The organism is Pararhizobium sp. DWP3-4 (assembly GCF_049898205.1).
Lineage (GTDB): Bacteria > Pseudomonadota > Alphaproteobacteria > Rhizobiales > Rhizobiaceae > Pararhizobium.
This window is the reverse complement of record NZ_JAFCXF010000002.1, coordinates 141,517-155,009: the sequence shown is the minus strand read 5'-3', so window position 1 is coordinate 155,009 and position 13,493 is coordinate 141,517. Positions and strand designations below refer to the sequence as shown.

The following is a 13,493-nucleotide window of genomic DNA, read 5'->3' as shown; positions in this document are numbered from 1 at the left end:
GTCTTTCTGCGTCCTTATTTCCGGATGCGGGCCCGCTCGTTGATATAGGTTTCAACAGCTTTTAGCTCGGCGTCAAGAACGTCGAAACGCTCCTCCCTTACCATCAGATTAGCAAGCCACGTTGGAAGCGCCGGGTCAATACCACTGGCCGATTTTACTGCAGCCGGGAATTTCGCCGGATGCGCGGTGGCAAGCGTCACCATCGGCACGCTCGCGGTTTCATGCTTGTTGGCGACGAAGACGCCGATGGCCGTATGCGGGTCGAGAAGATAGCCGGTGGTCTCCAGCGTCTTGGCGATGGTCTTCGCCACATCCTTCTCGGTTGCCCGGCCTGCCCGGAACACCTTGCGCATCGATTTCAGCGCATCGTCCTCGATTTCGAAGGAGCCGGACTGCTTCAGGTTGGCCATGGCGCCGCGCACCTTGGAGGCGTCGCGATCATAGACCTCGAACAGCAGCCGTTCGAAATTGGAAGAAATCTGGATGTCCATCGACGGCGAGGTGGTGGCCTTGACGTCGCGCATCTCGTAGCGGCCTGTATCCAGCGTACGGGCAAGAATGTCGTTCTCGTTGGTGGCAACCACCAGCTTGTCGATCGGCAGACCCATCTGGCGCGCCACGTAGCCGGCAAAGATATCGCCGAAATTGCCGGTCGGGACGGTGAAGGAGACCATCCGGTCCGGGCCGCCGAGGGCCAGCGCGGTGGTGAAATAATAGACGATCTGGGCCATGATGCGGGCCCAGTTGATCGAATTGACGCCGGAGAGCGCGACGCTGTCGCGGAAGGCGATGTCGTTGAACATTTCCTTGACGAGGCTCTGGCAGTCGTCGAAATTGCCGTTGATCGCCACTGCGTGGACATTGCTTTCCGTCGAGGTGGTCATCTGGCGCTGCTGAACCGGCGAGACCTTGCCATGCGGGAAGAGGATGAAGATGTCGGTACGGTCGCGTCCGGCAAAGGCATCGATGGCAGCCCCGCCGGTATCGCCCGAGGTGGCGCCGACGATGGTGGCGCGCTCGTTACGTGTCGTCAGCACATGGTCCATCAGCCGCCCGAGCAGCTGCATCGCCACGTCCTTGAAAGCCAGCGTCGAGCCATGGAAGAGCTCCATGATGAAGGCATTCGGACCCGTCTGGACAATCGGGGCAATCGCCGGATGGCGGAAGGTCGCATAGGCCTCGTCGATCATCGCGCGGAACTTGTCGCCGGGGATTTCTCCGTCGATGAAGGGGCTTAAAACCGTAAACGCGATGTCCTGGTAGGATTTGCCGCGCATCGCCCGGATTTCCTTCTTGGTGAAGCTTGGCCATTCCTCAGGCACATAGAGACCACCATCGCGGCCGAGACCGGCCAGAAGCGCATCGCAAAAACCCAGCGAAGGGGCTTCGCCCCGCGTCGAGATATACTTCACCTTGACCATCCTTCGTCGTCTGTTTGCTGCCGCAGACGTTGCGGCGGGAATTGACCGGCACCCTGCAGCGCCGCGCGCCATCTCATGACGCGCAAAGGTCGCTGCAGCATTTCAAGTCCACTCATAGTCTTTCCCAAATCGATTCCGATCGAGGGATAGAATATGCAGTAGTCGAACCCGGTGCGAACCGCGGTTCTTTTTGCGTCAACCCTTGGCAAAGCTGACGGAAATATCGGATTTTCGTCTGTACCCGGCCGATTCAGTGCGTCCTGAAAAATTGGCGTTCCGGCATCAGACTCCAATCGATTTTTCAATGCGTCGCTGCTATAGACCATCGCCAAGGGTCTTGAAAGGCTCAAGTTGCAGGGCTGAAAACCGAAAAATACCTTATTTTGCGGTCAGTCACGCTTGCGGCATCAATTTGTGCAAGGCAGGGGGTCAAGTCAGGTGTTTGGTAAAGTTTCCATCCGTCTTCTCGGAATTTCACTTCTCGTGGTCGTCGCGGGCTGCAACAAAACGGACACGGGCGGTGCGATCGACGCAGGCGGCAGCGCCGCTGCACCGACACCGGCGGTCATCCAGGGCGCTTGCCCGCAGGTCTACCTGCTCGACGGCACCGCCAACTACCGGACCTACGCCAAGGGCGCCAAGGATGATCCGACCAAGATCGTCTACCAGGCGTCGCTGGCCGATACGACGCGCCAGTGCGTCCAGAACGAAAGCCAGCTGGTGATGACCGTCGTCGTCCAGGGCCGCGTCGTTTCCGGCCCGGCCGGAGGTGCTGGTACCGTTAACCTGCCGATCCGTGTTGCTGCGACCGACGGCAAGAACACGCTCTATTCGGAATTGACGCAGTATCCGGTCGATGTCCAGACCGGCACCGGCTCTGCCCAGTTCATCTTCACCAAGACCAACATCGCTCTGCCCGGCGGCGCCGGCGATTTCGCCAAGATCTATGTCGGCTTCGACGAAGGTCCGGCTGCGGGCAAGAAGAAGAAATAAGCGGGATTTTTGCTTGATCGAAAAAGCCGGTGCGAGGTTTCGTGCCGGTTTTTTTTGTCTGGCGTGACCGGCTTTTCAGCCGCTTTTATCGGGAAGACGCAAATACCATACCGTCATCCTCGGGCTTGACCCGAGGATCCACTCCCAAGCCTACCAAAGCTCGTGATAAAGATCCCGCCATTTGGGATTCATCAATTCGATCTTCCACTGTCGGTACCACCGCTTGAGTGATTTCTCGCGATGGATCGCCGTGCCGATTGACAAGTGTTCTTCGTAGCAGACGAGTTGCTTACAGCCATATTTGGCGGTGAAGCCAGGTGAAGCTGCTTCACGATGGTCGAAGATACGGCGTTCAAGATCCGAGGTCACGCATGTAGAGCGTTCCTCGTTTGTGATTGGTGATGATATAGACATAGCCCGCGATGACCCGATGATGCTCGGGAATGGGTCCTCGGGTCAAGCCCGAGGATGACGGAGGCGGGTGGTGCTGGCTCTAGCTGATACACTAACCCCATTCGTTACGCCGTCAGCGTTTCCGACCATTCCGACAGCGCCGCAATGACGCCCGGAAGCGCGCTCATGCGGGAAATCACCGTTTCGGCGCCGGCTTCGGTCAGCTTGTCGGCATGCGAGGGATAGGTATGCGAAGCGCCGGTGAAGCCGACGACGCGCATGCCGGCGGCGATGGCGCCATGGATGCCGTGGACGGAATCCTCGATCACCAGAACGCGCGACGGATCAACGCCGAACTGCTTTGCGCCGTGCAGGAAGATGTCAGGCTTCGGCTTGACCTTGTCTTCGCCGAGATCGCGGGCCGAATAGATATGCTTGCCGAAATGATCCTTGATACCGACCTTGGCCAGCATCGAGGAGAGCCGCGCCGAAGTCGAGTTCGAGCAGATGCAATGCGGCAGCTTGATCTGTGCCAGCATCGGCTTGACGCCGTCAATGATGTTGAGATCGTTTGCCAGGCGCTTGTCGAGAATGGCTTCGGACTTGCCCAGTATCGACGCCGAAAACGGGATGTCCGCTTCCTTCTCGATGGCAAGCAGCGTGTTGTGCCAGGTCATGCCGGCAAAGCGCTCGGCCATTTCCTCGGTGCTGATCGGGTAGCCCGATTCCGTCAGAAGCTCGGCCTCGACTTCGCTTGCGATGATTTCCGAATCGACGAGAACGCCGTCGCAGTCGAAGATGATGAGATCAATGCTGGTCATGCCGAAATAATCCTTTGGGGAGATGCTGGCCGTTTACACGATGCGCCCGGAAAGCTCAACCGCGCGGAACGGAAACCTGCCATGCGCCAAGGGCGGAGCGGCCCAAGTTTCGCCGGACATGGAAATGCGGATTTGTTTCAGCCAAGCATCAGGTCCAGTTGGGCAGCGCCTTGACGAAGTCGATGAAAGCCCTGAGCGGTGCGGGCACCAGGCGCCGTCCGGGATAGTAAAGGAACGGCCCCGAAAAGGATTGCCACCAGGGTTCCAGAACCGGCTCCAGCGCGCCTGTGTCCAGATGCGGGCGCAGCCAGTCTTCGAACAGGGAAATGATCCCTGTTCCGGCAATGGCGGCATCGACGGCGAGATCGATCGATCCGCCGACACTGACGATCAGCGGCCCCGCGGGATCGACCCGCACCACCTCGCCATCAAGCTCGAACTCCCACGGTGCCGTCGTCCTGCCGCTTGCAAAGCGGCCGAGCAGACAGGCATGGCCGAGCAGTTCGCGCGGATGCCGGGGCCGGCCGCAGCGGTCGAGATAGGCGGGGGAAGCTGCCGTGGCAAAACGCTGGACACGCGGCCCGATCGGCACTGCGATCATGTCCTGCTCCAGCTTTTCGTCATAGCGGATGCCGGCGTCGCAGCCGGCCGCAAGCATATCGACGAAGCTGTCGTCGGCCATGATCTCCAGCCGGATATCGGGATAGGCGGCCAGGAACGGCGGTATGATCGCCGGCAGCACCAGCCGCGCCGCGCTGACCGGCACATTGAGGCGAAGCGTGCCTGCCGGCCGGTCGCGAAAGCCGTTGACCACGTCGAGCGCCGCCTCCACCTCGGTCAATGCCGGGCCCAGCCGTTCCAGCAGACCCTTGCCGGCTTCGGTCGGCACCACGCTTCGCGTCGTCCGGTTGAGCAGCCTGACGCCCAGTTGAGCCTCGAGGCGGCGCACTGCCTCGCTGAGAAAGGAGGCGCTGCTGCCAATCGTGCGCGCGCCTTCGCGAAAACCACCGGCACGCGCCACTGCCACAAACGCGTTCAGATCATCAAGATCGGTCTTCATTGTTCGCCACCCCGCACACGCTGTGCTGATTATGCCCCGTTTTCATGCGTGCCGACAACGCCTATCTTGAGATCGTCTCTTGAAAGGAAACAGATCATGTCAACTGTCGATCAGTCCGGAACGTTCACTCTCGGCGACCGCAGGGTCAAAAGGCTTGGCTACGGTGCCATGCAACTTGCTGGCCCCGGTGTGTTCGGCCCGCCGAAGGATCATGATGCAGCACTCGCCGTGCTGCGCGAGGCTGTTGAAAGCGGTGTGGATCATATCGATACCAGCGATTTCTACGGCCCGCACGTCACCAACCAGCTTATCCGCGAAGCGCTGCACCCCTATCGCGACGACCTGCTCATCGTCACCAAGGTCGGCGCCCGGCGGGGCGAGGATAAGTCGTGGGCCCCGGCTTTTTCCCGCGAAGAGCTGACCAGCGCCATTCACGACAATCTGCGCAATCTCGGCCTGGACGTCATCGATGTCGTCAATCTTCGCCTGATGTTCGGCGTGCACGGTCCGGCCGAAGGATCGCTGGAAGCGCCGCTCACCGTGCTCGCGGACCTGCAGCGGCAGGGCTTGATCCGTCACATCGGGCTGAGCAATGCCACCGCGACGCAGATCGCCGAAGGGCGTGGCATCGCCAAAATCGTCTGCGTCCAGAACCAGTATAATCTGGCCCATCGGGACGACGATGCCCTGATCGGCGATCTTGCCCGCGACGGCATCGCCTATGTGCCGTTCTTCCCGCTCGGCGGCTTCAGCCCGCTGCAGTCGTCGACGCTGTCGGACGTCGCAACACGGCTGGACGCCACGCCGATGCAGGTGGCGCTCGCCTGGCTGCTGCACCGTTCACCGAACATCCTGCTGATCCCCGGCACCTCGTCCGTTGGCCATCTCCGCGAAAACCTTGCCGCAGCGGACCTTGTTCTGGCTGAAGACGTCGTCAAGGAACTGGATCAGGTGGGCAGTGCCGCCGCTTGACGGGACCCGGTCATGGTCCGTCATAGGCTCCGCCACTTTTACCCGTGGCGGAGCAAAGTGCTGCGTGTCGAAGGCGGATGATCTACATTGGCCACCGGTTGCCGCTGGTGGAATTGCCGGGTAAAACCCGATTTTGACCCCGCCAAGGCCCACAATGACCGTCCGCCTGCGCCCGCATCATCTGCTCTGCATGCTGACCTTCATCGGCAAGGGGTACACTGAGGCTTTCACCGAAAATTACATCCGCATCGCCGCCCGTCTTTCTGCGGGCGAGGATATTGTGGTGGTCGAGGGGCCGGACGATGTCTGTGGGCCGATGCTTGGCGAACCGGGCATGCACTGTCTGAGCGAGAGTGTGACCGACCGCGATTTGAAGGCGAGCGAAGCGGTTGAGGCTTTGCTCGGGGTATCCGCTGGTCCCGGTGCGTCGATCCGGCCCAGCACAGATTTCCTGCAGCGGATGCGTGCGGCCTTTGCGCAAGGCTCGATCCGCGACGCCTGCGAGCGCTGCGAATGGTCGCCGCTCTGCACCGGCATTGCCATTTCCGGTTTCGATGATGTGCTGGTCGTGGCAACGGCTGGCCCACCACCGTGGTGACCCAGGCTGACGCGGTTGCAGGGGTGCCGCCATGTCCACCGCCACCAGGTACGAAGACGGCCCGAATTACTGCTGGCTGTCTACCGTAGGGCTTCCACGGGTGCGGCATCTCCCCGCGCTGCAAGCTCGGCCAGCACCAGCGCGCTGATGCCGGCGACAAGGAAGCCGGCCGACAGCGTGAACGTCGTGCCGTCATAAAACGCGCCGAGAGTGATTGCGAACAGGGTGGCGATCAGGCTTGAGCCGGAGGCGATCAAGGATGCGCCGAGCCCCGCAACCTGTCCCAGCGAGCGCATGGCCATGGCGTTGAGGTTGCCGAACAGCACGCCGATGGCAAAGAATGCCGAAAAGGCGAGCACCATCAGCACGGGCAGGGGCGGCCTTCCGCCCCAGAACGCGGAGACTGCCAGCATCGCCAGGCCTGCCATTGCGAGGCCGGCGAAGCCGCAGCGCGCCATCGTGTCCGAACCGAAACGTTGCACCAGCTTGGCGTTGAGGAACGAGGCGAGCCCGATCCCGGTGGCCAGCGCCGCGAAATAGAACGGAAAAGTCTCAGCGATTCCATAGGCATCATAGAACAGGTCAGCTGCGGTGCTGAGGTAGACGAGCTGGGCGCCGAAGACGAGCCCGGTCGCTACGATCAGCAGCGTCACCCGCCGGTTCGACAGGATGCGCCATCCGTTCAGCACGAGCAGCCGGGGGCGAAACGGAATGCGCTTAGCGGGCGGCAGGGTTTCCGGTTGCCGCATCACCAGCCAGAGGCCGAGAAGGCCCGCCAGCCCGAGATAAACAACAAAGACGCTGCGCCAGCCGCCAACAGCGATGATGCCCTGCGCTAAGGCCGGCGCCAGCATCGGCACGAGAATGAACAGCGTGAACATCAACGACATGACGCGCGCCATTGCATCGCCCTCGAACTGGTCGCGGATCATCGCCCGCGTGGCGATCTTCGGGCCGGAGACGCCGATGCCTTGAACAAACCGGCCAAGGATGACCATTTCCAGCGACCCGGCGGTCATGGCGATCACCGTTCCAAGTGCGTAGACGCAAAGGCCGAGTACCAGCGCCTTCTTTCGTCCGAGCGCGTCGGAGAGCGGCCCGAGCAGCAATTCTCCGCACGCCATGCCGAGGATGAATAGGGAGATGACGTGTTGGGTGGAGAGTGGAGGTGCGGCGCCGACATCGGCCCCGATCTGCCGCAGCCCCGGCAGAAGCGCATCGATGCTGATGGAGGTCAGCGAGGTCAGGCAGGCATAGAGCGCGATGCGCTCGCGGAAACTGGTCGAGGATGTCATTGGCCGTATCGCGTTGAAGGGGTGATCCGACCTATAAACAGCCTTCCGGCAAAACCCCAGCCCGGCAACGGGCTTTTGGTCACGCTTCGACGGTGTGCCGGTGACGGGGATCGGCCGTCGATGGCGCGGGCAGGGGGAAGAGTGTTGCAAATTCCGTTTCGCCGGTGCCGGTGAAGCGGATGGCGCGGCTGTCGGGCTCGCGCCTGGCCCAGCCTTTGTCGAGAAACAGCGTCAAAAGCGCCTGGCCAAGCGAGCCGGAAAGATGCGAGCGGCGTTCGCTCCAGTCGAGGCAGGCGCGGCAGAGCGGCCGGCGCAGTCGCGTCAAAGCCGCAAGATCGATGCCGAGCGAGGTCATTTTGTCTTTGCCGGATGGCGTCAGATGCAGCGTGTCACCGGCTCCGGCGATCACCTCTTCCGCCACCAGGCTGTCGAGCATGCGCACGCCGTAATCGCCCGCCAAGTGATTGTAGCAGACGCGGGCCTTGCGCAGCGCCGGGTCCTTGGGGCCGGTGCGATGGCGGGTAAAACCGCGATAGGCGGCAAAGCCCATCAGTCCCTCGATCATCAGCCCGACATCGTCGTCGGCAAGGGTGAAATAGCGGTGGCGTCCCTGCTTTCGTTGCGCGATCAGGCCGCCGGCCTCCAGCTTCGACAGGTGCGAACTGGCGGTTTGCAGGGTGATCCCCGCCGTTCCGGCAAGCTCCGTGGCCGTCAGTGCTTTGCCGCCGGTCAGGGCGGTCAGCATGTTGGCGCGGGCGGGATCGCCGATCAGCGACCCGATGAGGGCGATATCTGGACCTTCTTTCATGCGCGGATGTTAACCGCAGCCCGCAACCCCGGCAAGGCCCGACACTTCGATCGTCATCGAAGCATCCGGTCGCTGTAAAATGGCACAACGGGGCATCCGCAAACCAAGGAGAGACCCATGATCACCTGTTTCATCCGCTACGAAATCGACCCGTTCAAGCGCGAGGAATTCGCCGCCTACGCCCGCAACTGGGGACAGGCGATCCCGCGCAACGGCGCCGACCTGATCGGCTATTTCGCCCCGCACGAGGGCTCCGCCACCACGGCCTATGCCGCCTATCACATCGAGAGCCTGGCCGCCTACGAAGCCTATCGCGCGCGGCTGGCTGCCGATCCGCTTGGCATCGAAAACTATCAGTTTGCGAGGAAAGAACGGTTCATCCATAGGGAAGACCGGATTTTCCTCAAGAACGTCTCCGGCCCGCATGCAAAGGCAGTGTCGTTTTGATCGCCGTCATTTTCGAAGTGACGCCGGCCGACGACCGGCGCGGCGCCTATCTCGATCTGGCCGCGCAACTTCACACCCGGCTCCACGAGATCGACGGCTTCCTGTCGATCGAGCGGTTCGAAAGCCTGAAGATACCCGGCAAGATCCTGTCTCTGTCGTTCTGGCGCGACGAGGCGGCGATCGCCACCTGGCGCAACGGTCCCGAGCATCGCGCGGCCCAGCATGCCGGCCGTAACGGCACCTTCGCCGATTACCGGCTGCGCATTGCAAGCGTCATCCGCGATTACGGCATGGCCGAGCGGGATGAGGCGCCGGAGGACAGCCGGGTATTTCACGCGGCAAGCGAACAGAGGCAATAAGCGGCACAAGACGCGTTCCCGTTAAGCGTGACGGGAACGCGTCATATCGGCGCTTTTCCAGCATCCTGCTGTATCATATCGCAAATTTTCCGCCCCCTTCAGCATTTGGTAACCAAGTTCGGTAACCATAAGGGCAATCAGTTCCGAGTAAGCGTAGGTGCGAGTGTCCATGTCATCAGTTGTTTCGTTGGCCGAAATCTCCCGCGGCGTCAGCCCTGCAGGCTGGCTCGATTCCATCATCAAAGGCGATTGCGTCGCCGCTCTTGAGGCGCTTCCCGACAACTCCGTCGACGTCGTGTTCGCCGACCCGCCATACAACCTCCAGCTTGGCGGTTCGCTGCACCGGCCCGACCAGTCGCTGGTCGATGCCGTCGATGACGAATGGGACCAGTTCGTGTCCTTCGAGGCCTACGACGCCTTTACCCGCGCCTGGCTGCTTGCCTGCCGCCGCGTCCTCAAACCCACCGGAACGCTCTGGGTCATCGGCTCCTACCACAACATCTTTCGCGTCGGCGCGACCCTGCAGGACCTGAATTTCTGGATCCTCAACGACATCATCTGGCGCAAGACCAACCCGATGCCGAATTTCAAGGGCCGCCGGTTCCAGAACGCGCATGAGACGTTGATCTGGGCAAGCCCGAGCGCCAAGGGCAAGGGCTACACGTTCAATTACGATGCCCTCAAGGCCTCGAACGACGACGTGCAGATGCGCTCCGACTGGCTGTTTCCGATCTGCTCGGGCGGCGAGCGGCTGAAGGGCGACGACGGCAAGAAGGCGCATCCGACCCAGAAGCCGGAAGCTCTGCTGGCCCGGATCCTGATGGCCTCGACCAAGCCGGGCGATATCGTGCTCGACCCGTTCTTCGGCTCCGGCACCACCGGTGCCGTTGCCAAGCGCCTCGGCCGCCATTTCGTCGGTATCGAACGCGAGCAGGCCTACATCGACGCGGCATCCGAGCGGATTGCGGCCGTCGAGCCGCTCGGCAAGGCGACCCTGTCGGTGATGACCGGCAAGAAGGCCGAACCGCGCGTCGCCTTCAACACGCTGATCGAAAGCGGCATGATCAAGCCCGGCACGGTGCTGACCGACGCCAAGCGCCGTTACAGCGCCATCGTGCGTGCGGACGGAACAGTGGCCAGCGGCGGCGACGCCGGTTCGATCCACCGCCTCGGCGCCAAGGTGCAAGGGTTGGACGCCTGCAACGGCTGGACCTTCTGGCATTACGAGGACGGCACGGCGCTCAAGCCGATCGACGACCTGCGCGCCGTCATCCGCAGCGGCATGGCCAAGGTCAACTGATCAGCCGCGCCCACCGAAAACCAAATGCCGCGCACCTTGAGGTCGCGCGGCGTTTGCATGTTAATTCAGCGCATAAAGTGCGCCTCAGGATTTCCCTGCCGGTTCCATCAGGACATCGAAACAGTGGGCGCAATAGCCGAATTGATAGCCGCTGGTCTGCCACGGCTCGACCGGCTCTTCGCAGCAGATACAGTGAATCACCCATCGGGCAGGGCTTTCGGAATTGTTCTCCGGGCCGTGTTGCCTGTCTTTGGGTCTGTTCGAAATCTCGGTAGTCTCGTTCATATGGCCTGCCTTTCCCGTCTGCGGACGGGAACGAGTTCCTGAAAAGACGAGTTTCACCACAGTGGCGGAAGTGGCGGATTTTTCGCGCTGTGAGTCGGCGTGATGGTGCCGACCGTGCCTGTTGCCGTCAAAAAAATCCAGACAATCCGGACCTGATTTCCGCGAAGACGAAGCCGTCTTTTAGAACAATTTAACCATCTCACGGATAGTTTGACCACGAGCAAGGACGACCGCGTGATCAACCACGCGAGGCGCGCGGGCAGGCCCGTAAATTGCTTGGCGGCGCGGCATCGAAGCCATTCCGTTCACAGATAGTTTTCGACCGGTTTAGCACCTTCAGTCCCGGAAGAAGACTTAAACGCCCAGGATCCGCGATGGTCCTGGGCGTTTCTGTTTCCGGCACCGGAAGTTCAGATGCTCTCTTCCGCCAGGCTTATCTCCCGTGCTGTTGGCACGATGCCCGAGAGACGAAGCCTCCGCTGGCGGTGCCGTCATTGCTGCCTTTTGGCAAGCGAGCCTCGTTCCATGCCGGATTCCGAGGGCTCATCCTGCGCCGGCAACGGGCATCGGGAAACGAGCCTTAGAAATCAGTGACATCGACATTGGTGACCTTGCCTTGATCATTGAAAGTGATGGTTTCCTCGCCCTGGCGGACAAGTGGATATCCGGTGGTCGCGCTGGTGGCCCTGAGGCTCCAGACGGCCCGGGCCGCGAGCGCGGAGACCTGTTCGATCAGGCTGTCTTCGGCCACCTGGTCCGGATATTCGGCAAAATAGCGCCGGAACGCTGCCATGATATCGGCGCGGCCCTTGAGGCCCCCGACCTTGCCGGAGGAATAGGTTGCGTCATCGGCGAAGAAATCGTCGATAGCTTCAAAATCGAGATCGCCGATCACGGCATGAAAGCGCGCGGCGGCAGCCACGGGATCGAAGGGCATGCTGGTTTCCATCGTCATACTGCAAGCCCATAAGCCGAGAGGTCGGATTGCAGCGTCTGCGGATCGGTGAAGTGAACGGCATGCCATCCGGCGGCGCGAGCACCCTCGACATTGGGCATGCTGTCATCGATGAACAGCGTTGCCGCAGGATCAAGGCCGAACGCCTTCGTATGCGTCTGATAGATCGCCACGTCCGGCTTGATCAGCCGGATGTCGCCCGACACCGTCACGCCGCGCGGCAGGGTGAGAAACGGGAACAATTTCTGCGCTTCCTTGAATGTGTCGGAGGCGAAATTGGTCAGCATGGTGACGTCATAGCCCTTGGCGATCAGGCTTTCCATGATCGAGACGCATTCGACATAGGCATGCGGCACCATCTCGTGCCAGTATTTGCGAAAGGCCCGGATGCTGTCGGCATGATCAGGATGCTGCGCGATCAAAAGCTCTTCCGCCTCGCGCCAATCGCGGCCGCGATCCTGCTCGATGTTCCAGTCATGGGTGCAGACATTGGCGAAGAACCACTTGCGCTCGGCATCGTCGGGAATGATTCGCGAGAACGGGATATGCGGATCGTAATGGATCAGCACCCTGCCGATGTCGAAGACGATGTGGCGGATTTCGACGCTGCTCATCGGGTATTCCTCAGTTTCCAAGGCTGTCCGGACCGTCTTTGAAAGCGTCCGGTATAGCCTGGGCGATTACTTTTTTCATGACGGTCGGCAGCGCCTGGGCCCGAAGTGAGGCAAGCGGTTCCCACCAGCCGTTTCCTGTTTTGTTCTGGGTGCCGACCTTGGCCCGATAGATCGACAAGCGCAACTCAAAATGCGTGAAAACATGAGAGATTGTTCCGCAGGGTTCCCATGGCGCGGCAAAAGGCTGGGCGGAAATCGTATTGTCGCCGTCGACGCGCGAGGTCCAGGGCGTGCCCGGAACCTCCGTCATGCCGCCGAGCAGCCCGGTGTCGCCGCGCTTTTGCAGATAGACGGCACCATCGATGCCGCTGGCGACGAAGGCGGCGCCAACGCGCAGCGGTTTTTCCTTTTTCGGCGCTTTGCGCGGAAAGGTCTCCGGATCGGCCCTTTTCAAGGCCAGACAGTTTTCGTTCAGCGGACAGAGCGCACAGGCCGGCCGTTTCGGCGTGCAGATCGTCGCACCGAGATCCATCATCCCTTGCGCGAAATCGCCGGGCCGGTCCGCCGGCGTCATCTCGGCCACCAGCGCCCGCATCTGCGGCTTTGCTGATGGAAGCGGCGTCTCGATCGCGTGCAACCGCGAGATCACCCGCTCGACATTGCCGTCCAAGACGGCGCTTTGCCGGTTGAAGGCGATGGCGGAGACGGCTGCGGCGGTATAGTCGCCGATCCCCGGCAGGGCCTTCAATCCGTCCTCGGTGTCGGGAAAGATACCGGAATGTTCGCGCGCCACCGCCTCGGCGCATTTCTTCAGGTTTCTCGCGCGGGCATAGTAGCCAAGGCCCGCCCACGCCTTCATCACTTCCTCGGTATCGGCAGACGCAAGGTCGGTCACCTTCGGCCAGAGCGCCAGGAATTTCTGGAAATACGGTTTGACCGCCTGCACGGTGGTCTGCTGCAGCATCACTTCCGACAGCCAGACGTGATAGGGGTCTGCGACCACGCCATCGCGTGCCATCGGCGGCGACACCCGCCAGGGCAGGTCGCGATGGTGCCTGTCGTACCAGGAGAGAAGCCGTTTGGCCGTATTGGCCACATCGGCCGATTTCATTGTCTGCTGCATCATTTGCCGGAAGGTTGATTGGCTCCTATACTTGGCGGAGTGTTCGCCA

Annotated in this window: 15 protein-coding genes and 1 pseudogene; 6 read left to right on the top strand and 10 right to left on the bottom strand. The window is 61.5% G+C overall.

The annotated features are described in order from the left end of the window. Positions 1 to 14: 14 nt before the first annotated feature. A complete protein-coding gene (gene thrC, locus ACP7E6_RS05915; protein WP_426228818.1) occupies positions 15 to 1,421 on the bottom strand; it encodes a threonine synthase in 1,407 nt (468 codons plus the stop codon). Positions 1,422 to 1,859: 438 nt separating this feature from the next. Between thrC and ACP7E6_RS05910 the strand changes: the two genes are divergently transcribed. Next, positions 1,860 to 2,414, top strand: a complete 555-nt coding sequence (locus tag ACP7E6_RS05910) for a hypothetical protein (protein ID WP_426228817.1) — start codon at positions 1,860 to 1,862, stop codon at positions 2,412 to 2,414. A 150-nt stretch (positions 2,415 to 2,564) separates the two neighbouring features. On the opposite strand, the pseudogene ACP7E6_RS05905 reads toward ACP7E6_RS05910, so the two are convergent. The 3 genes and pseudogenes from ACP7E6_RS05905 to ACP7E6_RS05895 all read right to left on the bottom strand — a co-directional run bounded on the left by ACP7E6_RS05905 (position 2,565) and on the right by ACP7E6_RS05895 (position 4,688). Next, a pseudogene (locus ACP7E6_RS05905) lies at positions 2,565 to 2,838 on the bottom strand (GIY-YIG nuclease family protein). A 94-nt stretch (positions 2,839 to 2,932) separates the two neighbouring features. Then, the gene (locus ACP7E6_RS05900; RefSeq protein ID WP_426228816.1) at positions 2,933 to 3,628 is read right to left on the bottom strand and encodes an HAD family hydrolase; all 696 of its coding nucleotides are present in this window, start codon (positions 3,626 to 3,628) and stop codon (positions 2,933 to 2,935) included. A gap of 148 nt (positions 3,629 to 3,776) precedes the next feature. Then, positions 3,777 to 4,688 carry a LysR family transcriptional regulator gene (locus ACP7E6_RS05895; protein WP_426228815.1) on the bottom strand — a complete coding sequence of 304 codons (912 nt, stop codon included), beginning with the start codon at positions 4,686 to 4,688 and terminating at the stop codon, positions 3,777 to 3,779. Positions 4,689 to 4,784: 96 nt separating this feature from the next. Between ACP7E6_RS05895 and ACP7E6_RS05890 the strand changes: the two genes are divergently transcribed. Together ACP7E6_RS05890 and ACP7E6_RS05885 are read left to right on the top strand one after the other, a co-directional pair. Next, positions 4,785 to 5,660, top strand: a complete 876-nt coding sequence (locus ACP7E6_RS05890) for an aldo/keto reductase family oxidoreductase (RefSeq protein WP_426228814.1) — start codon at positions 4,785 to 4,787, stop codon at positions 5,658 to 5,660. Positions 5,661 to 5,814: 154 nt separating this feature from the next. Beyond that, positions 5,815 to 6,258, top strand: coding sequence for a DUF1284 domain-containing protein (locus ACP7E6_RS05885; RefSeq protein WP_426228813.1), 444 nt, complete (start codon positions 5,815 to 5,817; stop codon positions 6,256 to 6,258). A gap of 80 nt (positions 6,259 to 6,338) precedes the next feature. Here ACP7E6_RS05885 and ACP7E6_RS05880 read toward each other — a convergent pair whose 3' ends face one another. Both ACP7E6_RS05880 and ACP7E6_RS05875 read right to left on the bottom strand, forming a co-directional pair. Beyond that, positions 6,339 to 7,553 carry a multidrug effflux MFS transporter gene (locus tag ACP7E6_RS05880; protein WP_426228812.1) on the bottom strand — a complete coding sequence of 405 codons (1,215 nt, stop codon included), beginning with the start codon at positions 7,551 to 7,553 and terminating at the stop codon, positions 6,339 to 6,341. Positions 7,554 to 7,632: 79 nt separating this feature from the next. Then, positions 7,633 to 8,361 carry an ArsR/SmtB family transcription factor gene (locus ACP7E6_RS05875; RefSeq protein ID WP_426228811.1) on the bottom strand — a complete coding sequence of 243 codons (729 nt, stop codon included), beginning with the start codon at positions 8,359 to 8,361 and terminating at the stop codon, positions 7,633 to 7,635. A gap of 117 nt (positions 8,362 to 8,478) precedes the next feature. Between ACP7E6_RS05875 and ACP7E6_RS05870 the strand changes: the two genes are divergently transcribed. The 3 genes from ACP7E6_RS05870 (at position 8,479) to ACP7E6_RS05860 (ending at position 10,467) form a co-directional block, all read left to right on the top strand. Next, positions 8,479 to 8,808, top strand: a complete 330-nt coding sequence (locus ACP7E6_RS05870) for an NIPSNAP family protein (protein ID WP_426228810.1) — start codon at positions 8,479 to 8,481, stop codon at positions 8,806 to 8,808. Then, the gene (locus ACP7E6_RS05865) at positions 8,805 to 9,167 is read left to right on the top strand and encodes an antibiotic biosynthesis monooxygenase family protein (protein ID WP_426228809.1); all 363 of its coding nucleotides are present in this window, start codon (positions 8,805 to 8,807) and stop codon (positions 9,165 to 9,167) included. Before ACP7E6_RS05870 ends, ACP7E6_RS05865 begins: the two co-directional genes overlap by 4 nt. Positions 9,168 to 9,336: 169 nt before the next feature. Further along, positions 9,337 to 10,467 (top strand): site-specific DNA-methyltransferase, encoded by a 1,131-nt coding sequence (locus tag ACP7E6_RS05860; RefSeq protein ID WP_426228808.1) that lies wholly within the window; start codon positions 9,337 to 9,339, stop codon positions 10,465 to 10,467. Between the two features lie 84 nt (positions 10,468 to 10,551). Here ACP7E6_RS05860 and ACP7E6_RS05855 read toward each other — a convergent pair whose 3' ends face one another. From ACP7E6_RS05855 to mutY, 4 genes are all read right to left on the bottom strand, one after another. Then, the gene (locus ACP7E6_RS05855; RefSeq protein WP_426228807.1) at positions 10,552 to 10,752 is read right to left on the bottom strand and encodes a hypothetical protein; all 201 of its coding nucleotides are present in this window, start codon (positions 10,750 to 10,752) and stop codon (positions 10,552 to 10,554) included. A 580-nt stretch (positions 10,753 to 11,332) separates the two neighbouring features. Further along, on the bottom strand, positions 11,333 to 11,689 hold the full coding sequence (locus ACP7E6_RS05850) for a nuclear transport factor 2 family protein (protein WP_426228806.1): 357 nt from the start codon (positions 11,687 to 11,689) through the stop codon (positions 11,333 to 11,335). 14 nt (positions 11,690 to 11,703) lie between these two features. After that, entirely contained in the window at positions 11,704 to 12,321 is a 618-nt protein-coding gene (locus tag ACP7E6_RS05845) for an HAD family hydrolase (protein WP_426228805.1), read from the bottom strand. Positions 12,322 to 12,331: 10 nt separating this feature from the next. Next, positions 12,332 to 13,432, bottom strand: a complete 1,101-nt coding sequence (mutY, locus tag ACP7E6_RS05840; protein ID WP_426228804.1) for an A/G-specific adenine glycosylase — start codon at positions 13,430 to 13,432, stop codon at positions 12,332 to 12,334. Positions 13,433 to 13,493 lie beyond the last annotated feature (61 nt).